The organism is Ruegeria sp. YTSC192, from assembly GCF_059609705.1.
The window spans coordinates 159339-178444 of record NZ_JBXWMG010000008.1 but is presented as its reverse complement, the minus strand read 5'-3'; the positions used below and the strand labels follow the sequence as shown (position 1 = coordinate 178444).

The 19106-nt window shown below is 55.5% G+C and carries 19 protein-coding genes and 1 pseudogene; 9 read left to right on the top strand and 11 right to left on the bottom strand.

What is annotated here, in order from left to right:
• Positions 1-800 precede the first annotated feature (800 nt).
• The 4 genes from AC2FD8_RS13420 (at position 801) to AC2FD8_RS13405 (ending at position 3945) form a co-directional block, all read left to right on the top strand.
• On the top strand, positions 801-2000 hold the full coding sequence (locus AC2FD8_RS13420; RefSeq protein ID WP_496856738.1) for an N-acetyltransferase DgcN family protein: 1200 nt from the start codon (positions 801-803) through the stop codon (positions 1998-2000).
• Complete coding sequence (locus AC2FD8_RS13415) at positions 1997-3115, top strand: alanine/ornithine racemase family PLP-dependent enzyme (RefSeq protein WP_496856740.1); 1119 nt, start codon at positions 1997-1999, stop codon at positions 3113-3115. The genes AC2FD8_RS13420 and AC2FD8_RS13415 overlap by 4 nt, the downstream gene beginning before the upstream one ends.
• Before the next feature lie 165 nt (positions 3116-3280).
• A complete protein-coding gene (locus AC2FD8_RS13410; protein WP_496856742.1) occupies positions 3281-3418 on the top strand; it encodes a hypothetical protein in 138 nt (45 codons plus the stop codon).
• A gap of 338 nt (positions 3419-3756) precedes the next feature.
• A complete protein-coding gene (locus tag AC2FD8_RS13405) occupies positions 3757-3945 on the top strand; it encodes a hypothetical protein (RefSeq protein ID WP_496856744.1) in 189 nt (62 codons plus the stop codon).
• Positions 3946-4003: 58 nt separating this feature from the next.
• On the opposite strand, the gene AC2FD8_RS13400 is transcribed toward AC2FD8_RS13405, so the two are convergent.
• The gene (locus tag AC2FD8_RS13400) at positions 4004-4738 is read right to left on the bottom strand and encodes a Crp/Fnr family transcriptional regulator (protein ID WP_496856746.1); all 735 of its coding nucleotides are present in this window, start codon (positions 4736-4738) and stop codon (positions 4004-4006) included.
• 154 nt (positions 4739-4892) lie between these two features.
• On the opposite strand from AC2FD8_RS13400, the gene AC2FD8_RS13395 reads away from it, so the two are divergent.
• The 3 genes from AC2FD8_RS13395 (at position 4893) to AC2FD8_RS13385 (ending at position 8404) form a co-directional block, all read left to right on the top strand.
• Positions 4893-5135 carry a hypothetical protein gene (locus AC2FD8_RS13395; RefSeq protein ID WP_010442275.1) on the top strand — a complete coding sequence of 81 codons (243 nt, stop codon included), beginning with the start codon at positions 4893-4895 and terminating at the stop codon, positions 5133-5135.
• A 282-nt stretch (positions 5136-5417) separates the two neighbouring features.
• Entirely contained in the window at positions 5418-6383 is a 966-nt protein-coding gene (locus AC2FD8_RS13390) for a fatty acid desaturase (protein ID WP_496856747.1), read from the top strand.
• A gap of 221 nt (positions 6384-6604) precedes the next feature.
• On the top strand, positions 6605-8404 hold the full coding sequence (locus AC2FD8_RS13385; RefSeq protein WP_496856749.1) for an SLC13 family permease: 1800 nt from the start codon (positions 6605-6607) through the stop codon (positions 8402-8404).
• Here AC2FD8_RS13385 and nhaA read toward each other — a convergent pair.
• The 4 genes and pseudogenes from nhaA to AC2FD8_RS13365 all read right to left on the bottom strand — a co-directional run.
• Entirely contained in the window at positions 8401-9756 is a 1356-nt protein-coding gene (gene nhaA / locus AC2FD8_RS13380) for a Na+/H+ antiporter NhaA (RefSeq protein ID WP_496856751.1), read from the bottom strand. The genes AC2FD8_RS13385 and nhaA overlap by 4 nt on opposite strands.
• A gap of 485 nt (positions 9757-10241) precedes the next feature.
• On the bottom strand, positions 10242-10463 hold the full coding sequence (locus AC2FD8_RS13375; RefSeq protein WP_113788278.1) for a class I SAM-dependent methyltransferase: 222 nt from the start codon (positions 10461-10463) through the stop codon (positions 10242-10244).
• Between the two features lie 60 nt (positions 10464-10523).
• Positions 10524-11075 carry a recombinase family protein gene (locus tag AC2FD8_RS13370; RefSeq protein ID WP_496856754.1) on the bottom strand — a complete coding sequence of 184 codons (552 nt, stop codon included), beginning with the start codon at positions 11073-11075 and terminating at the stop codon, positions 10524-10526.
• Between the two features lie 130 nt (positions 11076-11205).
• Positions 11206-11649: pseudogene (locus AC2FD8_RS13365) on the bottom strand (Tn3 family transposase); the annotation flags it as partial.
• A gap of 470 nt (positions 11650-12119) precedes the next feature.
• On the opposite strand from AC2FD8_RS13365, the gene AC2FD8_RS13360 reads away from it, so the two are divergent.
• A complete protein-coding gene (locus tag AC2FD8_RS13360) occupies positions 12120-12407 on the top strand; it encodes a co-chaperone GroES (protein ID WP_416549353.1) in 288 nt (95 codons plus the stop codon).
• A 44-nt stretch (positions 12408-12451) separates the two neighbouring features.
• Complete coding sequence (gene groL, locus AC2FD8_RS13355; RefSeq protein WP_496856756.1) at positions 12452-14086, top strand: chaperonin GroEL; 1635 nt, start codon at positions 12452-12454, stop codon at positions 14084-14086.
• 73 nt (positions 14087-14159) lie between these two features.
• Here groL and AC2FD8_RS13350 read toward each other — a convergent pair whose 3' ends face one another.
• The 6 genes from AC2FD8_RS13350 to AC2FD8_RS13325 all read right to left on the bottom strand — a co-directional run bounded on the left by AC2FD8_RS13350 (position 14160) and on the right by AC2FD8_RS13325 (position 19083).
• Positions 14160-14435, bottom strand: coding sequence for a hypothetical protein (locus AC2FD8_RS13350; protein ID WP_496856758.1), 276 nt, complete (start codon positions 14433-14435; stop codon positions 14160-14162).
• A gap of 119 nt (positions 14436-14554) precedes the next feature.
• Positions 14555-14692: a hypothetical protein gene (locus AC2FD8_RS13345; protein ID WP_496856760.1), complete on the bottom strand. Its 138-nt coding sequence runs from the start codon at positions 14690-14692 to the stop codon at positions 14555-14557.
• A gap of 100 nt (positions 14693-14792) precedes the next feature.
• Positions 14793-15620, bottom strand: coding sequence for a phosphocholine cytidylyltransferase family protein (locus AC2FD8_RS13340; protein ID WP_496856762.1), 828 nt, complete (start codon positions 15618-15620; stop codon positions 14793-14795).
• A 36-nt stretch (positions 15621-15656) separates the two neighbouring features.
• Positions 15657-16424 (bottom strand): CDP-alcohol phosphatidyltransferase family protein, encoded by a 768-nt coding sequence (locus AC2FD8_RS13335; RefSeq protein ID WP_496856764.1) that lies wholly within the window; start codon positions 16422-16424, stop codon positions 15657-15659.
• A complete protein-coding gene (locus AC2FD8_RS13330; RefSeq protein ID WP_496856766.1) occupies positions 16421-17602 on the bottom strand; it encodes a pyridoxal-phosphate-dependent aminotransferase family protein in 1182 nt (393 codons plus the stop codon). The genes AC2FD8_RS13335 and AC2FD8_RS13330 overlap by 4 nt, the downstream gene beginning before the upstream one ends.
• 563 nt (positions 17603-18165) lie before the next feature.
• On the bottom strand, positions 18166-19083 hold the full coding sequence (locus AC2FD8_RS13325; protein ID WP_496856815.1) for a DMT family transporter: 918 nt from the start codon (positions 19081-19083) through the stop codon (positions 18166-18168).
• Positions 19084-19106 lie beyond the last annotated feature (23 nt).

The following is a 19106-nucleotide window of genomic DNA, read 5'->3' as shown; positions in this document are numbered from 1 at the left end:
GTGTTCGCACAATCTGCAGACGCCCTCATGCCTGAGAATGCACACTCCAGGAGTTACGGGGACGGATGGGAATGCGACCGATCCTACCGGGTCGAAGACGACCTTTGCGTCGCCATTATAGTCCCTCAGAATGCTTACGCAACAAACAGGACCTATGGCAGGGGCTGGGATTGTTTGCATGGATTTCTAGAAGAAAATGGCCTGGCTTGTGTCGAAGTACCCGTACCCGAAGGCGGATATCTCGCCTCTTCAGGAAAAAGTTGGCGGTGCCTGCGCGGCTACGTGAAAATTGACGAGACTTGCCTGGAAGTTGCAGTACCTGACAACGGATACCTGTCGGGCGAGTCTTATGGTGATGTCTGGGTTTGCAATCGGGGCTATCGGGCTGAAGGTGAGATATGTGCCCCAATCATGGTACCTGCCGATGCCTTTCTGAATGGATCGTCTTATGGGCAACCCTGGACATGCGAGCGCGGGTACTTCCAGCGAGTTGGCGCTTGTGAACCGGTTATTGTTCCCGAGAACGCTTACTTTGACGATGCCTCCCATGGACAAGGTTGGAAATGTGACCGCGGGTATGCGGAAACTGCCAGTGGATGCGTTTTCATAGACTTACCGGCCAACGCCCACTTGGACAGGGCCGGAAACCGCTGGGAGTGCCACCGAAATTTCCAGCGATCAAAGGGCGTTTGCGTTCTGAACAACTAACGCGAAGCCTGCTGATCCCAAATCAGGCGTCACTTCGTTGACCCTGGTGGCTTCATTGTCCCGGGTTTGGCTCGACATAGAAAGGAACGGACATGAAAACGGAAGATCATTTAGCGCAAATGAAGAGACCGGTCGCAAGAGCAGCACAGGCGCCGCCGATGGAACTCTCAATTTGTCCAGACAACCCTCCTAAGATAATCTCTTATGACGCTCCAACCGCCACCGTCTATTGTGAAGGGAATTTCGGCAAGACTGACGGCAAGACTGCAAACGGTCTAGTCCGGTTTTCGCAGGTCTTTCGTGTTCTGTCAGTAATTGACAGCACTCTAGAAGGGCGTGACAGCGGCGAGGTTCTCGATGGTATCGACAACGGCATTCCAGTGCATGGCGATCTTAGCGCGGCCATCGCTCACGAAGCGGTAGCCCCAGACACTCTGATCTATGGAATGGCACCGTCCAGTGGTACATTGTCCACGGCAGACAGAGGCGTTGTTCTGGACGCGATTTCGTCAGGCATGAATATCGTCAGTGGGCTACACGAATATCTCGGCGACGATCTCGAAATTGGCTCAGCCGCCCAGTTTGGATGTGTTACCATTCGGGACATTCGGAAGCCGCAGCCTAGCAAGAACATGCGTCTGTTTGACGGCTGCGTTGCAGATGTTGAAGCGATCCGTATCGCTGTGTTGGGCACTGATTGCGCAATCGGAAAGCGGACCACGGCAACTTTGCTGGCGAATGCCCTGAATGAACGGGGGATCAAGACGGTTTTGGTCGGAACCGGTCAGACCGGCGTGATGCAGGGAGCCAAGTATGGTATTGCCTTGGATGCAGTGCCGCCTCAGTTCTGCTGTGGCGAGCTTGAGCGTGTCATTGTTGCGGCATCCGAAAAGGAACAACCAGATGTCATCCTAATTGAAGGCCAAGGCGCGCTCAGCCATCCGGCTTTCTGCACATCAGCATTCATTCTTCGCGGTAGCCAGCCACACGCCGTCATTCTGCAACACGCCCCCAAACGGACCCACCGTTGCGATTTTCCCAACATGCCGATGCCCGATCCGCGCCTCGAGATAAAACTTATCGAAGCTTTCGCCAAAACGAAAGTGATTGGTGTCACGCTCAATCATGAAGGAATGACGAACACCGAGGTGGAAACAGCCATCAGGGGCTTTTCACGCAACTTCTGTCTCCCAGTGACTGACGCTCTGCTCCGACCAGCGGCGCACTTGGCAGAGTTGGTTCTTTCTGCCTATCCCCAATTGCGGCCATTGCCGCGTGTGGTTGCCGAATGACGACGCCGCGGATCGAAATCGACTTGTGCAAGATCCGCCAGAATACGCGCTTTCTGGTGGACCATCTTGCTTCGCACGGGATCAGTGTGACAGGCGTGACAAAGGCTGTTTGCGGTGACCCAGCCGTCGCCCATGCCATGCTAGAAAGCGGCGTTTCCCAGTTGGCCGATGCCCGGGTCGCGAACATAAAGCGCATGCGTTGCGCCGGCATCATCTGCCCAATATCCATGATCCGCTCTCCTATGCTGAGCGAAATCGATCAAATCATCGAGACCTGTGAAACCAGTTACAATACAGAGATAGACGTTATCGCGGAACTTTCCGCAGCCGCGCTATTCAAAGGCGAGGTGCATGGCGTTATCTTGATGATTGAGATGGGAGATATGCGCGATGGGATAATGCCAGAAGATCTTGAGCGTATCGCGACAATGGTGATGAAGATGCCTGGCGTAGCTCTCAAAGGTATTGGTGCCAACTTCGCCTGCCTGGGCAACATTGCTCCGAACGCTGATGCAATGGAGGTCGTAACGACGCTCGCATACGAAATCGAGGGCGCTTGCGGCCCATTTCTTGAGACCGTATCAGGAGGCAGTTCCGCCAATTTACCTTGGGCTATGGATCTACCGACAAAGGGACGTATCAACGAACTGCGCCTGGGCGAGGCGATCCTGTTGGGCACCGATCCCGTTTCCGGCGAGCAGATAGATGGGCTTCATACAGATGCGTTCACTCTTGTGGTCGAGGTGATCGAAACAAAGTTCAAGACAAGGCCCTTTCCCTTGCGTCTGATTGATCCGGCTCTTTTGGCATTGCGTCTTGTGCAGGATAGTTCCAGCAAGTCCCGTTCGGTTCTTGCTGTCGGGCTGCAGGACACGAATGTTGGCGGGCTGAGCTTTCCTACGGACATCACATTTGTCGGCGCGACGAGTGATCACACTGTCACTGAAACCTCCAAATGCGCTTTGCAGGTTGGGGCCGAAATCAGGTGTCAGTTGAACTACGGTGCGCTCATGAGGGCGATGAACGCGACCGATGTCGAAAAGGTCTTTGTCAGTGAAACAACTTGGAACGGAGCTGTGATAGAACCGGATCGTGTGCATCCAACGGTGATATAGGCCGATGAGCTCAAATTGAGGCAGCATCAAATCACGATAGAGGAACCGATCTCTTGGTAGCCCATAGTAAATCGGGTCTCCAACACCTATATGTGCACTAGCCACAAGTGAATTTTATGTTCCATCGCGAGTTCGAAATACTTGTTGGCAATCAAAGGAAAAAGCATGTCTTTCAAGGATCTGACGATCAGAGCGGCAGCGTTGCTGAATTCGAAGGCTGCTGAAGACCCAGAAGTCGAACCCAAACTCAAACCTGCCTTCATCGGCCCGGAACAGGTCAAGTCTGACCCCAAGAAATCATGAAAATCCGGTGGGTCTGAACGGTGTCGTCACGTTAACCGTCGTTCGGTTGCCGATGATATGATTTGGACGTAGGTGACATCGATGAATTCAACATCCAGCAGCTACAAGCGTCACCGATTTCCCCCTCAGATCATTACCCACGCGGTGTGGCTTTATCCCAAGCTAACCTGCGTCAGTGCTGCGGAGCGGAGAACATGGGTATATGGCTTTGTGTCTGCCGAATCTCCGGCGGCACTCATTTCCGAGCAAAATAGAAGCGCGTGAAGCGTGCGGTTCTTGAAACGAGCCGCATTGCCCAGCGTTTCCTATTCTCGGAATGTCCAGGAAAGGACATTCTAATGACGCCTGAACAAACCAATACCACCGAGAAGATGACCTCGGTCAAAGCAGCTTGTGACAAAGCGCCTGCCGGTCCCAGAAAGGATCGGGCGCTGGAACACTACCAGGCTGCCGAGAAAGCGCACGAGGCGAATAACTACGGCGAGACGAACAGGGAACTCGACGCGGCTGCAAAAGCGATTAGCTGACTTATCTCGTCTTAGAAGAAAATCAGGCCGCCCCAAGTTTAGCGAAGGGCGGCCTCCTTCATTTCAAAAGTGGGCCGGTCTGATCCAGATACGCCGTATCGAAACCTGAAATGGCCACCAATCCGTCATAGTCGTCGAACGTCACGCAGCCGTCCCGAAAGGTCAGCAGCCGTTTTTCGCGAAGCTGCCTCAAAACACGGTTCACATGGATGGAGCTTAAGCCGAGTGCATCAGCAAGATGGTACTGCGTCAAAGGGCAAGCGAATCCTTTCTTGCTCCCCATTCCGACCAGCCTCAGCCGTTCCGCCAGTTCCAAGAAGAAATGCGCCATGCGCGCATCTGCGGCGCGTCGGCCAACCCCAACGAGGTGCTCGACGACCATGGCTTCGTCCCGTGATGCTGCCCAGAGAACGGCTGCCGCCAGGCGAGGCGTTTTCTCGAATGCTTCCAGAAGGTCGTCCTCCAGAACCTCCACCGCCTGAATGTCCGTGACCGGCTCGAAACTGTGGTCGGAGGTGCGCAGCAGGACGCTGCGCAATCCAAGAAAATCCCCTGGTATCTGGAAGTCTACGATCTGTCGGGTTCCGTCCGGCTGAAGCTTGTAGGAACACACCCAGCCGGCGGCCAGAATGTAAGCGGCCTGATCAGATTGCCCCTGATGTACAAGATCACGCCCCGCCGTAAAGGACCGGCGGCGCAGATGCAGACGCTTCAAAACATCCAATTCATCTTCAGACAAGGCGACGAAGACTTGCAGCTTCCGTGTCAGCGGGCTTTCAAAGATATCCGTCATCGGGGCCTCACAAGCCGGAAAAGCTCCAGGCGCAATCGTGCAGAGACTGCTTTCGGTTAGCCCAGCTTAGCCTTTTTTCTGCGAAGATGCTGGTGAAAAGCGAGGCCGCCCGGTCGCGCGTAACTCTAAGCGTTACCTGGAAGGAAACCACAAAATGCTTAGCGAGAAGGACTTCCCGGGAGTGGCCGCCCTCTCGATCTGCGAAGCACTGCTGCTGGCTATGAACGATAACAAAGTCCTGCCTGAACACGAGATCGTGGGTATCCTGCGCGATGCGGCAAAGACACATGAGAACGCGGCTGGCACAGACAACGAGATAGAGGCGCACCTGGCCGTGGCGGCTCTGATCAACCGGATCATTGCTGGCGGGAACTCCGTTCGGAGGCCGCCGGGATGACCTACTCAATTGCACCGGGTTGGACATTGCCTATGCCGTTTTCGTTCTACTCGTACAAGGCACGGGGCCAACAGCCCGGTCATCAGGACATGCCACCAAGACGGCAGCGTCCAAACTGACATGTTGAAAGCCGGATCTGCCTCGACCGCGCGGCAAGCGCGGGTCCAGCCAGGACCCTTGCCCGTCACGGGTGGGGCACCCGGCGCGGGATACCCCTCCGGTGTAACCGGTCCGAGACAGGAAGAGGCGCAGCTGACCGCATCAGACTGGACACGAACCCTGATGAAGTACCGGCAGCCAATCCCCTCCCGCAGCATTTTCGAACTGACGGTCACGCTTGTGCCTTTCGTGGCAATATGGGCGGTTGCCTGGTGGGTGCTCTCGATCAGCACCGCGTTGGCACTGGCGCTCGCGTTGGCGAATGCAGCCTTCCTGCTCCGGCTGTTCATAATCCAGCACGACTGCGGGCATGGTTCCCTGTTCCGCGACCGGCGTCTGTGCGATTGGATCGGTCGCGTGATCGGCGTTATCACGCTGACACCCTACGACGTCTGGCGCAAGACCCACGCGATCCACCACGCCACGAGCGGAAACCTGGACCGGCGGGGCATCGGAGACCTGCCGGTGCTGACAGTCAGAGAGTACCGCGGGAAGGGATGGCCCGGCCGTACGCTTTACCGCCTGTTACGCCATCCGGTTTTCCTGTTCGGGGTGGTGCCGTTTTACACGTTCTTTCTGCACAACCGGCTGCCCGTCCATCTGATGCGGTCCGGCTGGCGCTACTGGTTGAGTGCGATGGCGACAAACGCTGCCATAGGCCTCACTCTGACAGTGATTGTCTTGCTGGGCGGGTGGGAAGTACTGCTGTTCGTCTTCCTGCCGACGATGCTTCTGGCCGCAATAGCCGGCATGTGGTTTTTCTACATGCAGCATCAGTTTGAGAAAACCAGCTGGCGGCACGAGGAAGACTGGAACATCCGGGACGCGTCCCTTCACGGCAGTTCGCACTACGCTCTGCCCGGCATCCTGCGCTGGATCACCGGGAACATCGGAGTCCACCATGTGCATCATCTGGCCAGCCGCATCCCCTTTTACCGTTTGCACGACGTAGTCAAGGATCACGACGCCCTGGCGCAGACCAGACGCATTACGCTTTGGGAAAGCTTCCGCTGCGCGCGACTCCACCTTTGGGATGAGAAAAGCCGCAGATTGCTATCGTTTGCAGAGGCCCGGGCACTTCCCGCCTGAGCCTTGCGAAATATTGCCACTGGTCAGTGAATTGGCGCGTTGGATAGGAAACTGGGGGCACCCAAATAGGACATTTGTCGCTCCACGGACGGTCAAGTCTGTGCCAGTTGGGTTTCTTTCTGAACCAGTATTGTCGGGACAATTGGGCTGATTACTCAGTTGTCGCTCTAATCAGGAAGGTGGATGCTGTGACCGCCATATCGTCAGCGGCAAAGGTATGAATGAAGGAGGGCGGACTGATTGATCTCATCGCCGACTATGAACCCTATCTTGCGCTCGCAGTTGTCGTCCTTCTGTTCGCAGCATTTCTTTCCGAGCGCTTCGAACCGGACGTAACCGCTGCGGGGGCCGCCGCGCTGTTTGTCGTCTTGGGGTTTGTCCCCACGAATGAAGTTCTGGCAGCGTTTTCGAACCCTGCACCCATAACGATCGCCGCGATGTTCGTAATCAGCGGCGCGCTGGTCCGAACCGGGCTTCTCGACGCACTTGCGAACAAGGTTGTCGCCGCAGGGAGCAAGCGCCCGGTCGCCGGTATAGCGGCGTTTCTCATCGCGACGCTAGTCGCCTCGGGTCTGATTAACAACACGCCGGTCGTCATCGTCCTCATACCGGTGGCCATTCGTTTGGCGCAGAGCCTGGGCTTTGCTGCGACACGCCTGTTGATTCCGCTATCCTACATGTCCGTCCTGGGCGGGACGTGTACTCTGATCGGCACGTCGACCAACCTTCTGGTGGACGGCGTTTCCCAGGCGTCTGGCTTGGAACCGTTTTCAATTTTCGAGATCACACCGGTCGGTCTGGTGGCCGCGGCCACAGGCGGTGTGGCGCTCCTCCTGCTTGGACCTGTCCTACTGCCGGACCGAAAGGATATTGCGGAACAGGGCGGCGACGATAAAGCGACTTTTTTGACCGAGGTACGCCCGCAAGAGGACTACCCCAATATTGGTCGAACGATTCATGAAATCGCCGCCCTCAGCCGAAGAGGTGTTGAAATCGTCGGCATCCGTGCGCGGTCTGGAGTCAAGAGAGAGGGATTGAGTGAACACATACTCGAACCGGGCGACAGGATCATTGCCAAGGTTGCGACATCAGAACTGCTCACCCTCAGGAAACTTGAAGGGATCGAAGTCGGGTTGCGCCAGGGGCCATCGGCCGAAAACACCTCGGAGCTGATCGTCGCCGAAGCTATCGTGACGCTTTCACGCCGAAGCCGCGGAGTGCGCATTGCCCAGCTTGCCATGGGGCACCGATACGGCATGCGTGTTCTTGGCGCCCATCGACATGGGGAAGTGCTTGGACCCGACCTGTCGACGGCGCTTTTGCGCCCCGCCGATAAGCTGCTTTTGGAAGGAACACCTGAAGGCTTTGCCCGAATGACCGAGGCGGGCGATCTTGCCGCGATCACGGATGCCGGGGGCCGCGCCTTCCGCCGCGGGAAAGCGCCGCTAGCTCTGTTCGCGCTTTTCGCGGTTGTGGCGCTCGCCGCAGCCGGGTTCGCCGAGATCAGCGTGCTTGCCCTTGTCGCGGTCGCTGCCATCCTCGTGCTCCGGTGCATCGACAGCGGCGAAGCCTGGGCGTCCATCGACGCCAGCGTCCTTGTGCTGATCTTTTCCATGCTAATCGTCGGAAGCGGTATGCAGAATGCAGGAGCTGTCAACCTGATCGTGGAGACATTGGTGCCGACTCTCGTAGAGTTGCCCCTAATTGTTACGCTCGCTGCGATCTACATACTGTCTTCGGCGCTCACCGAGGCGGTTACCAACAACGCCGTTGCCGTCGTCGTTACACCTCTCGCGATCGGTGTTGCGGAACAACTCGGTGTCGACGCAAAGCCGTTCGTCGTCGCTGTGATGTTTGGCGCAAGTGCAAGTTTCGCCACTCCGGTCGGCTATCAGACCAACACATTGGTATATGGCGCAGGGAACTACAGGTTTTCCGACTTCCTCAGGATCGGCGTTCCGATGAATCTTATCGTCGGCGCAGCAGTGGTCGGGGTGATCCCGGTATTCTTCCCATTCTAGGGTATCCGGTCTTGTTCTGCGGTGCTTGTAGCGCATTTTGCGCGCGCTGCATGAATTGTCAGCAGGAGCAGCATGAGGATCCCGGCCGTTGCGGCAATAGCTGATCCTGAGAGAATTCCAAGCTTTGCGGCATTCAGCGTCGCCGGATCGAAGGCCAAGCCCGCTATGAACAGCGACATCGTGAAACCGATACCAGTTAGAAACGAGCCGGCCAGAATTAACGGCCCCGACAAGCCCGGCGCTAACACTGCCAGGCCTGATCGGACAGCTAGCCAGCTGAACCCGAAGACGCCGATCGGTTTTCCTAACACCAGGCCGACAATTATCGCCAAGGAGACCGGTTGTTCGAAATCGGCACCCTGAACCGTGATGCCGGCATTTGCCAGCGCGAAGATCGGCATGATTGCAAAGCCGACCCAAGGGTGCAGCATTGTCTCGAGCCGTTCGACTGGCGAGAGTGCCTCCGTGACCGCTCTGCTTGCTTGGCGCAGGTTATGGCGGGTTGCGGTATCTCCCTGCTGCCGATCGCCGGCCGGAACGGCGCGCAGGCGCCCAAGGATTGCATGCAGCCGGGCATCGCTTACCCATATGCGCGTCGGCGTCATAAGGCCCAGAATGACTCCTGCGCTGGTCGCGTGAACGCCGGAGGCGTCGATGCATAGCCAGACTGCCGCACCGAGAAGAAAATAAACCGGGACACTTCTGATCCCGACGCGCGAGGCGCCTGCGACGATACTAATTCCCAGCAGACCCAAACCGAGCGCCGACCAGTTCAACGCTTCCCCGTAACCGAAGGCGACTACGAGAATTGCGCCAATATCGTCAAAAATGGCCAGAGAAAGAAGGAACAGACGCAAGGTGGACGGGATCCGCCTTCCGAAAAGCGCCAGGCACCCAATCACGAACGCCGTATCGGTTGCCATCACGGTTCCCCAGCCGTGCGCCCCGGGCTGCCCGGACATCAACAAATGATAGAGCGCGACCGGCACCACCATGCCGCCCAAAGCGCCCGCGAATGGCAGGGCGGCCTGTCGCGGGTTTTGCAATTCGCCCAGTACGATCTCGCGCTTGAGCTCCAGAGAAAGCACGAAAAAGAAGAGGGTCATCAGCCCGTCGTTGATCCAGTGTCGCAGCGAGCGGGTGAAATCGAACGAACCGAATGTCAGGCCAATTGGGGTCTTCCAGAAGCCCAGGAAGCCTTCTTGCCAAGGCGAGTTTGCCAGCGCCAAAGCCAGCAGAACAGCCAGGAACAGGAGCCCACTCGCGGCCGCTTGGATCTCTAGGAAGCGAGCGAAGGGTTTTGTTATTCTATCGGCGGACTCTTGGGGCAGGCTTTGATGATTGTCTATCATGGGACAACTACGCCAATTCGGGTGAAAAGAGACTACGCCATTGAAGCGTGGACGCAATGACCACGTGGATCAATGTCTTGCTATGCAGGTGCCATCCACGCTGGATATTCACCAGCAGGTTTTTCAGTTTCTGAGAAACGGACAATGCGGAAACGGTTGATTAGGCTTCACAAATTAAGGAGCAGGTTAGCATCCGGCATTCATGAAGCCCCGGAGTTGGTTCTTTGTCATTTCCCCACGAACGGCTCCGAACAATAGCTGGATCGTCACCAGAAGTCGTTTGTCAGGCTTCGGTGCTTCGGCTCTTTCCTTGAGCCAGCTGTGACTTTCCAAAGTTGAGTCCGCTTCACTCAGAATTTTGAAACCAGCGGCCAATAGATGCGTGGACATTTCCTCGGATGTCGCGAGATGACTGATCGAAGGTTCTGAAGCCTAAGGTGCCGGATACAAAACTCACCGCCTTCTCCCTGCAAAATGTCATAAATTCAAAACCTTGCGCCGGGTTTGAGAAAACGTCGCGCCTCGGCATAGACCGTAGCCTTTTCCGGGACGTTCATAGCGACGTGAACTGGAACCGCACCATCGAAATGGTTGTCGGGAAAAGAAAGGTTTGTTGAATCACCCTGAAGGAACACGGTTTTGTCGCTCAAGTTGACCCCTTCCGAAATCTCGTTTGCCGCATCGTATAACTCTTGCGTCAAATCCATCTTCCTTGGCGGGTATCTTCGCTCCGAAGACTTCCGCCGCGCGAAACACGAAGGGCTGGTTCAGACGTCTGTATCAGCAAGCGCCCGGTATACGGTCATTCTTGAAATCCCTAGTTCACGCGCGATCTGGGCTTTTGCGGTGCCCTCGTTAGCCAATCGCCGGATTTCCTCATCATCAACCGATTTCCGCCGCCCCTTGTAGACACCCTTACCTTTGGCGGTGTCGATCCCAGCACGCTGACGGTCGCGGATAAACTTCAGCTCCATATCGGCGGCCATACCGAGAACGGTGATGACCATGCGACCCATATCTCCGGCGGTGGTTACGTCCGGTTCAAGAACACGAAGTGATGCGCCCTTGGCGTCCAGCTCGTATACCAAGTTCAGCACGTCACGCGTGGAACGACCGAGGCGATCTAGGCGATGCACAACCAGCTCATCCCCTTCGCGCAGAAATTCCATCACTGTAGCCAATTCAGAACGGTCATCACGGGAAGCACCAGAGACTGATTCGGATCGGACAATCTCACAGCCTGCTGCTCTCAGCGTGGCTTTCTGGATATCAAGATCCTGGCTTGATGAGCTGACGCGGGCATATCCAATCTTGGGCATAGCAAACTGTCACATTAGGGTGGTTCCCACTCTGATAATGTAACAATATGCTGTTGACTACTCATTTGTGACATCTTGGCGTGCCACATCACCCTGTCTCCTGCGGGTGCACCCTTTTGTGACGCACGGATCAGGCCACCATTGCTCCGAAGTCGATCCTCTTTTCCAAATCGACATCGAACCGGCCATACGGATTGATGTGGGAATAGATCAGTGGCGTCAGGCCGTGGTAATCCCGCTCGGACAAGCGGGTTGCCCATCCCGGTTCTGACAACACGGATTGCACCATACGCGTGTTTACATAGACAAGGGATGCTTGAAGCAGGTGTAACGCATGGGCGGAGATTTCCTGATCGGCAACCCGGTTGCTGGAAATCTCGCCGCCCTTTCCAAAAAACACGAACCCGTTCGCGCTGTTCCAGTTCTCAACCACATTCAGTCCTTCATGGATCTCGCGGCGGAAGTCCTCGGATCGGAGATAGCGGCATAAAAAGATCGTCTTGATCGCGCGGCCCAGTTCAGCGAGCGCTTTGTAAGTCGGGTGCATCACATCGGCGCGTGCAAAGCGGCGGATGTCTTTGACGACCTTCTCGCCGTGGCTCTTACGCGTTCCGGGTTTCTGTCTCATCTCCACTCCTTGGTGGTTACGATGTGCCAGAAACCCTCTCTTATCAAATCGACTTAAACTGTCCCATTGGTGCTGACATCAGACAACTCGACAATGCAGGTCATTTTTCACGCCATGCTTATCCATTTTCGACCAAAGCACGGGAATACGACCAAAATCCAAAGCAGTACCCTGCTCTTTGAGTGGGTAGAGATTGCTGGCGGCTGAAGAGGTGACGCCGGTCTGGAGCGGCTGCAGAGATCAATAATCAGGCGTACCCCAATCTGAGCCGGGCCCTAAAAAACATTTACCATTAGCCTATTGTAGCCAACCTCAACGATCGCCATCTCAGTTACATTGGCACTCTGGTGTGGCGAGTGCCAATGGGTTTTTAAGCACGCCATCCACCCCCGTAAATCTTGAAAGGCAGCATACCTATGTTGTTTACCCCGCTCCACGACCGCGTTCTGGTTCGTCGCATTGAAAGTGACGAAAAGACATCGGGCGGTCTGATTATCCCCGACACAGCCAAGGAAAAACCGCAAGAAGGTGAAGTGGTTTCCGTTGGTGCAGGCGCAAGAGACGAGTCCGGTGCGCGTATCGCAATGGACGTCAAAGCTGGCGACAAGATTCTGTTCGGCAAATGGGCCGGTACAGAAATCAAGATCGACGGTGAAGAACTGATGATCATGAAGGAGAGCGATATTCTTGGCATTTTGGCCTGAACGTCGCCGAACCTTTCCACTTAATCTCATCTAGGATTACAAACATGTCTGCAAAAGACGTAAAATTTGGCACGGACTCCCGTGACCGCATGCTCCGGGGCGTCAACACGCTCGCAAACGCTGTAAGAGTCACCCTTGGCCCCAAGGGCCGCAACGTGGTTCTCGACAAGTCCTATGGCGCGCCGCGCATTACCAAGGACGGTGTCACGGTCGCCAAGGAAATCGAACTCTCGGATGCGTTCGAGAACATGGGTGCACAGCTGGTCAAGGATGTTGCGTCCCGCACCAATGACGAGGCAGGCGACGGCACAACAACTGCGACCGTACTTGCGCAGGCTATTGTCAAAGAAGGTATGAAGTCAGTTGCTGCGGGTATGAACCCGATGGACCTGAAACGCGGCATCGACAAAGCGGTTACAGCCGTTGTTGTCGAAGTCAAAACCATGTCCCGCCCCGTAGGCGACACCGCTGAGATCGCCAAAGTCGGCACCATTTCCGCTAATGGAGAAGTCGCTATCGGTCAACAGATCGCGGACGCGATGGCAAAGGTCGGTAACGAAGGCGTCATTACCGTCGAAGAGAACAAAGGTCTCGACACTGAGACCGAAGTGGTCGAGGGCATGCAGTTTGATCGTGGCTACCTCAGCCCATACTTCGTTACGGACCCAACCAAGATGACCGCAAACCTGGAAGATTGCGTCATTCTGCTTCATGAGAAAAAGCTGACATCATTGGCTCCTATGGTGCCTTTGCTTGAGGCTGTTATGCAGGCAGATAAGCAACTCTTGGTTATCGCTGAAGACATCGATGGCGAAGCACTCGCGACGCTTGTGGTGAACAAGCTTCGGGGTGGCCTCAAAGTAGCTGGTGTCAAAGCGCCTGGGTTTGGGGATCGTCGCAAAGCAATGTTGGAAGATCTTGCAACCTTGACCGGCGGCCAAGTGATTTCTGAGGAATTGGGGATCAAGCTGGAGAGTGTCACGATGGACATGCTTGGCGACGCGAAGAAGATCACAATTACCAAAGACACAACAACTGTGATCGACGGGGCGGGTGACAAGGACGCAATTGCTGCGCGGGTTAATCAGATCCGTGCATTGATCGAAGATACGACCTCAGACTACGACAAAGAAAAACTGCAAGAACGGCTCGCAAAACTTGCAGGTGGCGTTGCTGTGATCAAGGTCGGTGGCGCAACTGAGATCGAAGTTAAGGAGCGTAAAGACCGTGTCGATGACGCGCTGAACGCAACACGAGCCGCTGTTGAAGAAGGTGTTGTACCGGGCGGCGGTGTCGCACTGGTGCATGCTGGTAAGGTTCTCGAAGGTCTTAAAGGAGACAACGCAGATCAGGCGGCTGGTATCGCGATCATTCGCAAGGCGCTCCAAGCGCCTCTACGCCAGATTGCCGAAAATGCTGGTGTCGATGGATCGGTCGTAGCTGGAAAAATTGTTGAGAATACCAGCAAGTCGTTTGGCTACGACGCACAGTCAGAGCAATACGGCGACATGTTAAAGGCCGGTGTAATCGATCCGACCAAAGTCGTTCGGATAGCACTTGAGTATGCTGCATCTGTGGCAGGCTTGCTGATCACGACCGAAGCGATGGTTGCGGATAAACCTACGGCAGCAAACAGCAGTGGCATGCCTGATATGGGTGGTATGGGCGGCATGATGTAAATCACGACCTACCGGCCCGCAGGTAAACGCTTGCGGGCCAACCTGTGTTTTCAAAGCACTGGCGATTTTGAAGTCAATCCTGCTCAGGGACAGACCCAAGTCTTACTAAAAATGTCGGGTCTCCGACTTCGCCGGAATCGCTATCTTCTATCACCATATAAGCGTCAGCACCGACGCAATTTTCCGCGCGAAATTCACGTTCTGCCCGCTCTTGAGCTTCATGGGGCGTAGAATATTGTAGTTGCTTGTCGATTTGAAGGTTGCCTTGCTGCCCGCGCGCAGCCGTCTTGGCAATGTATGTCTGGCAGACATAGTGAGCCTTTGTACCGGACTCTTCTACTTCACTCATAGGGTCTTCCAAATCTAAATCAAAGGCGTTTCGGGACATGTCTCGGACGTCGCCCGCGCGAGGGTGCTCAACTCAGCTAAGCTGAATACCTCGGGCGGACGAAATCCGATACGTTTTGGTTACTTCACTTTCTTGCCACCAATTTCCAGAGGAGGTTTTCCGGTCAGAGAATTGGATGTCGCAGACACTTTCGGCTTCTCTTGCTTGGGTTTTTTGGCTTCTTTGTTGCCACGCTTGCTGTTGTTGCCTTTGGCCATGAGAGGTCCTTTCAAATGCAGCGATCCTGAGCCGGGATGGCAAGGGCATCACTGCGCCGTACGCCTCGCGCCGGATCTCCGGCGCAGGGCGGTAGATGTATCAGACGTGCGTATGGATGGCGGCTTCTTCCGCAGCCTCGTCCAGCACCTTTTGCTGGCTACGTGATATGGTAGTAACAGGGCTGCTAAACATCGCATTTGCGGCGGCAAAATCTTTGGCTGTGTCGATCTCGGTCCAGTCCAGACCACTGATATCAAGAGCATGAAACTGCGTACCTTTGTCGACCAATTGCGCATATGCCGCCTCGTAATACGCCTGGAGGTTTCCACGGCTCTCCATCATTTCTGAAAGCTCTGCGAACAGCAGTGCACCCGTTCCGGCGCTGATCTTCTCAATGCCGATAGATTCACCCAACGCGCGCTTCGGATCGACGGACTTGCCAACTTCAAGGACCTGCATCTGTTCGTCTGCGATGACCTTAACTTCTTCGTCCTCAAGCGCGATGTTGCGGTCGATACACAAGACGTTTGCGTTGTCACTGTCCAAGAGCTGGCGCAGGATTTTGACATCAAACACGACGTCGGCATCGAATTTGACAAACTCAGCTGTACCAATCTCTTTGGCCGCCAGCATCAGGGAGTAGCCTGTGTTCGTCTCGCGGTATCGGTCGTTGATCACATAGGTGACACGGATGCCGCGAAATGCCTTTTCAACAAATTTCTTGATCTCATCAGCCCGGTGACCCAGAACCAGAACGAATTGCGACATTCCGCAGCTCAGGCAATTGCGGATCATGCGTTCAAGGATGACAGATCCGCCCACAGTCAGTAGGCTTTTCGGGCAATTGTCGGTCAGGGGGCTGAGGCGGGAGCCAATGCCAGCGGCCAGAATGACGGCAACCGGCGCACGGTGTTTTTCGTTTTTCATGATACTTGAATCCTAAATGAGCCGTATTGAATCAGGCTATTTTTGCGTTGGAACCTTCAGATTTTCGTTGATGTTTTTTCCGCGCAGCCACGATTTGTAGAGGCCCCAAAACACCTGGCTTGCCGCAAACACCCAAAGCATAGGTATGAGTTGATCAAAGATGAGTGCCGCAGAGAGCATGAAGATGAAGACGCCTTCATCAAAGGCGAGCATCTTGCTTTGTTCACGCCCGAACCAGGCTAGATTTGCCTTCAGACCAAATCCTAGCCCCGCAGTGGTCTGTACCTGTTTCATTTGCGCGATCTGAGCAGGATAATCAGGGTTGCGTCCCGTTTCGATCTCAAGAGCCACGTATTTCGCGTAGCCGCGCAATCCATAGAACGCGATACCAACCAGAGACAAAAAGACCGGCGTGACGCTGTTAGTTTGGGCAAATGCAGCGAAGCCTGCCGCCCCGAACCATAACGTGACCTGCACTTGATCCGTGATACGGTCGTAATAACTGCCGACGGGGGACGAAACCTTTCTGTAGCGCGCCAACTGACCGTCCATGCAATCCAGGACGTGGCTGATATGGATCAGGATGGCCGCCGCGATGAAACACGCAGTCCCTCCGATCAGAATTGCAAACGTTGCCGCGATAGCCACAAGGAACGAAGCCGCTGTGAGCCGGTTGGGTGTAATCGAGGGGATGTCGACAGCGCCATAGTTGGCAACGATAGCCAGCGGTGCAGTGACAAAGGACGACCACCATTCGTCATCGCGGGTCTTGGTCGCCCAGAGGCGTTTCAGCTTATCGTTCATGACACCACCCGCAGATCTGCGGGCACTGGCGACACGGCGCGAAGCTTTTGCTTTGGCCTGACCAGAGTTACAAGGTCTGCCGCATCTGCCTGAAGCGCCAGCAACACGTCCTTGAGGGTGGACAGGAAATACCGGATGTCGTCATCCGAGAGCTCCCCGATATTACCGACCTGAAAAACCTTGCCCGCAAAGCATCCCTTTCCTTCATAGATGATGATGGAATGATCACGTAGACGCGCGCGCAGATCATGCACGGATACTGATTCCGGAACCTGCACTGTCGTCAGAACAGAACACATGTCCGCCTCATCAACCAAAAAGTCGAGGTTGAGCCTGCGCATGCCGTTCCGCAGCAGATCAGCCCGTGCCTTGATGCGGGCATGTCGCTTAAGGACGCCCTCGCTCAGTATGTCCGTTAGCGCTTGGTCCAGCGCGAAAAATAACGGAACAGCAGGCGTGTTGGGTGTCTGGCTGTGGGCCTTGAGGAAAGCATAGAACGTTGCGAGGTTCAGATATGTGGTTTTCGCCGCGTGACGCTTGAGGCGCTTGAACTGTTTCTTGCGGCCCACGACAAACGACAGGCCCGGATAAGACCCCAGTGCTTTGGAGCTGGAACTGGACAGGAACGCGATATTGCACGCCTCCATGTCGATCAACTCCGCGCCAACCGAGCTGACCCCATCCACCACAAAGAGCGCGCCACTGGCTTTGACAAGGGCCCCAATCTGCGCCAGCGGGTTCAGCATACCGGAACAAGTCTCATGGTGTACCATGGCCACCACATCAATCTTGTGTGTCGCAAGGTAGGTTGCGATCTGCGGTATTTCGAACGCTATGCCCCAGGGCATTTCGATCAGATGGGTCCGCTTGTTGTGGATCACAGATGTTTTGTGCAACCGCCCGCCAAACTCGCCGTTCGACAGGATCAGCACGGCACCATCTCCGACAACTGAGGACAATATCGCCTCATTCGCTGCTGTCCCGGAGCCCGTGATCACCACCGCGCGGTAGCGTTCCCGTTTCCTTATCTGAAAAAGTGAGAGTATTTTGTGCTCGATACCTGCAAGAAGGGCATCAAAATCAGTTTCCCGATGGCAGATATCCTCTTTGCAAATCGCGGTACGCAGGGTCTCGGCCACATTCACAGGGCCGGGGGTGAAAAGCAGATGTTTGTCCAAATTCAGGCCATGCTCCAACGACGCTGCAACCTGTGGTCTCAACGCCGGTACGCCCATGGTGCGTCCCCGAGCGCGAACCGCGCAGAGACTTCGAGAGGGCACAAATCGAGTTCGAAAACACAGCCCTAATGGGGGCTGTTGTTGTGTCGTCCGAAAATTGGACGCGTATTGAAGAACTATGGGATACCTGATCCTGTCAATTTGAGCGGATCAGGAGCGCCACAGATGCAGCTTAGCAGCATCCTGGCAACGGTGTCGTAAGGTCGAACAGAAATGCTCATTAGCGATGCGGCCATTTGATAGCCATCAGACCTGCGTTGCCAGGCTGCGAAAACATCAGGCAACAGAGGAAGAAGAAGTGAGCGATCAAATTAGGCCGTAGAAATACTGATGCTCGCCATGATGGTGCGTCAGTCGATAAAGACGTAGCGCCAAAGTCATGCAATAGCAACACATATATCGACCCCCTAAGAGCGACAATCACCATGCGCAAGTGGATCGAATCGCACATGCAACGCGCCCACCCGAGGCAGCGCCATCAGGAACAGGTTGCCCCCAATCCCCTAAAGTGAGGTGATCAGAGGCGGCCTACGTCGCTTGCCTGACAGAGCGTTTCCGGCGATCGCCACAAGCAAAACTGCGCCGCCAGTCAATGTGTTGAGCGTTACGGTTTCACCGATGAACAACCAGACCCACAACGGGCCAAGCAGAACCTCAGCCAGTGACAACAGCGCAAGTTCCGCAGCAGGAAGGCTGCGAGACCCCAGCGTATACAGGATCAACCCGGCGCCGACCTGAAACACTCCCATGCCCATTGCAATGCCGCCATCCCGGACCGACAACACCAGAGACAATTCTAAAAACAGACAAATGCCGGACGTCACGATGATGCCGAACAATCCGGACAGAAACACCGACGGCAGCATTTCACCCGATTTGCCCCACCGCAGCGCCACAGTGAAGACCGCAAATCCAAAGGCGGACCCCAAAGCCGCCAGGCTGCCCTTCAGGGCGACGCCTCCGGATTTATCTGCGACCATGATCGCGATACCGGCAATGGCAACGGTGATCGCCACCCAGGTGGCAGGGCGTACAAGTTCGCGCAAGACGATCCACCCCAGAACTGCCGCCATAAAGGGTGCTGTTGCAAACAGAAGCATGGCGTTTGCCACAGATGTCGCCTGGATTGCATATATCCCTCCGGAATAAGCAGCCACCAGCGACAGCCCTGCGATCACTGCTGGGAACCCGGTGCGGCGGATCTGGGCAAAAGGGCTTTCACCAGAGCGCATGCGAATGAACACATAAAGCAGAAGTGACAGGCTGGCCGATCGGTAAAGTAATATCTGCCACACAACCGCGTCTTCGATCAGCCGTATTCCAAGCCCGACTGTCGACCAAAGCACACCAGCAGCAAAGACAAACAGGACACCAAAACGGTGCCCGTCCGTGCCTTGTGACGGTTGGCTCATGGCAGTCATTTGGTCTCCGTAGGACATTTCTT

What these genes read in the sequence shown, in the direction of transcription:
- AC2FD8_RS13410 (WP_496856742.1), top strand. Translation starts at nt 3,281, where the DNA reads ATGTCTTTCAAGGATCTGACGATCAGAGCGGCAGCGTTGCTGAATTCG.
- AC2FD8_RS13375 (WP_113788278.1), bottom strand. Translation starts at nt 10,463, where the DNA reads ATGGATTTGACGCAAGAGTTATACGATGCGGCAAACGAGATTTCGGAA.
- groL (WP_496856756.1), top strand. Translation starts at nt 12,452, where the DNA reads ATGTCTGCAAAAGACGTAAAATTTGGCACGGACTCCCGTGACCGCATG.
- AC2FD8_RS13385 (WP_496856749.1), top strand. Translation starts at nt 6,605, where the DNA reads ATGAAGGAGGGCGGACTGATTGATCTCATCGCCGACTATGAACCCTAT.
- AC2FD8_RS13370 (WP_496856754.1), bottom strand. Translation starts at nt 11,075, where the DNA reads ATGCCCAAGATTGGATATGCCCGCGTCAGCTCATCAAGCCAGGATCTT.
- AC2FD8_RS13405 (WP_496856744.1), top strand. Translation starts at nt 3,757, where the DNA reads ATGACGCCTGAACAAACCAATACCACCGAGAAGATGACCTCGGTCAAA.
- AC2FD8_RS13390 (WP_496856747.1), top strand. Translation starts at nt 5,418, where the DNA reads ATGAAGTACCGGCAGCCAATCCCCTCCCGCAGCATTTTCGAACTGACG.
- AC2FD8_RS13415 (WP_496856740.1), top strand. Translation starts at nt 1,997, where the DNA reads ATGACGACGCCGCGGATCGAAATCGACTTGTGCAAGATCCGCCAGAAT.
- AC2FD8_RS13420 (WP_496856738.1), top strand. Translation starts at nt 801, where the DNA reads ATGAAAACGGAAGATCATTTAGCGCAAATGAAGAGACCGGTCGCAAGA.
- AC2FD8_RS13400 (WP_496856746.1), bottom strand. Translation starts at nt 4,738, where the DNA reads ATGACGGATATCTTTGAAAGCCCGCTGACACGGAAGCTGCAAGTCTTC.
- AC2FD8_RS13395 (WP_010442275.1), top strand. Translation starts at nt 4,893, where the DNA reads ATGCTTAGCGAGAAGGACTTCCCGGGAGTGGCCGCCCTCTCGATCTGC.
- AC2FD8_RS13360 (WP_416549353.1), top strand. Translation starts at nt 12,120, where the DNA reads ATGTTGTTTACCCCGCTCCACGACCGCGTTCTGGTTCGTCGCATTGAA.
- AC2FD8_RS13345 (WP_496856760.1), bottom strand. Translation starts at nt 14,692, where the DNA reads ATGGCCAAAGGCAACAACAGCAAGCGTGGCAACAAAGAAGCCAAAAAA.
- AC2FD8_RS13335 (WP_496856764.1), bottom strand. Translation starts at nt 16,424, where the DNA reads ATGAACGATAAGCTGAAACGCCTCTGGGCGACCAAGACCCGCGATGAC.
- AC2FD8_RS13350 (WP_496856758.1), bottom strand. Translation starts at nt 14,435, where the DNA reads ATGAGTGAAGTAGAAGAGTCCGGTACAAAGGCTCACTATGTCTGCCAG.
- AC2FD8_RS13325 (WP_496856815.1), bottom strand. Translation starts at nt 19,083, where the DNA reads ATGACTGCCATGAGCCAACCGTCACAAGGCACGGACGGGCACCGTTTT.
- AC2FD8_RS13340 (WP_496856762.1), bottom strand. Translation starts at nt 15,620, where the DNA reads ATGAAAAACGAAAAACACCGTGCGCCGGTTGCCGTCATTCTGGCCGCT.
- nhaA (WP_496856751.1), bottom strand. Translation starts at nt 9,756, where the DNA reads ATGATAGACAATCATCAAAGCCTGCCCCAAGAGTCCGCCGATAGAATA.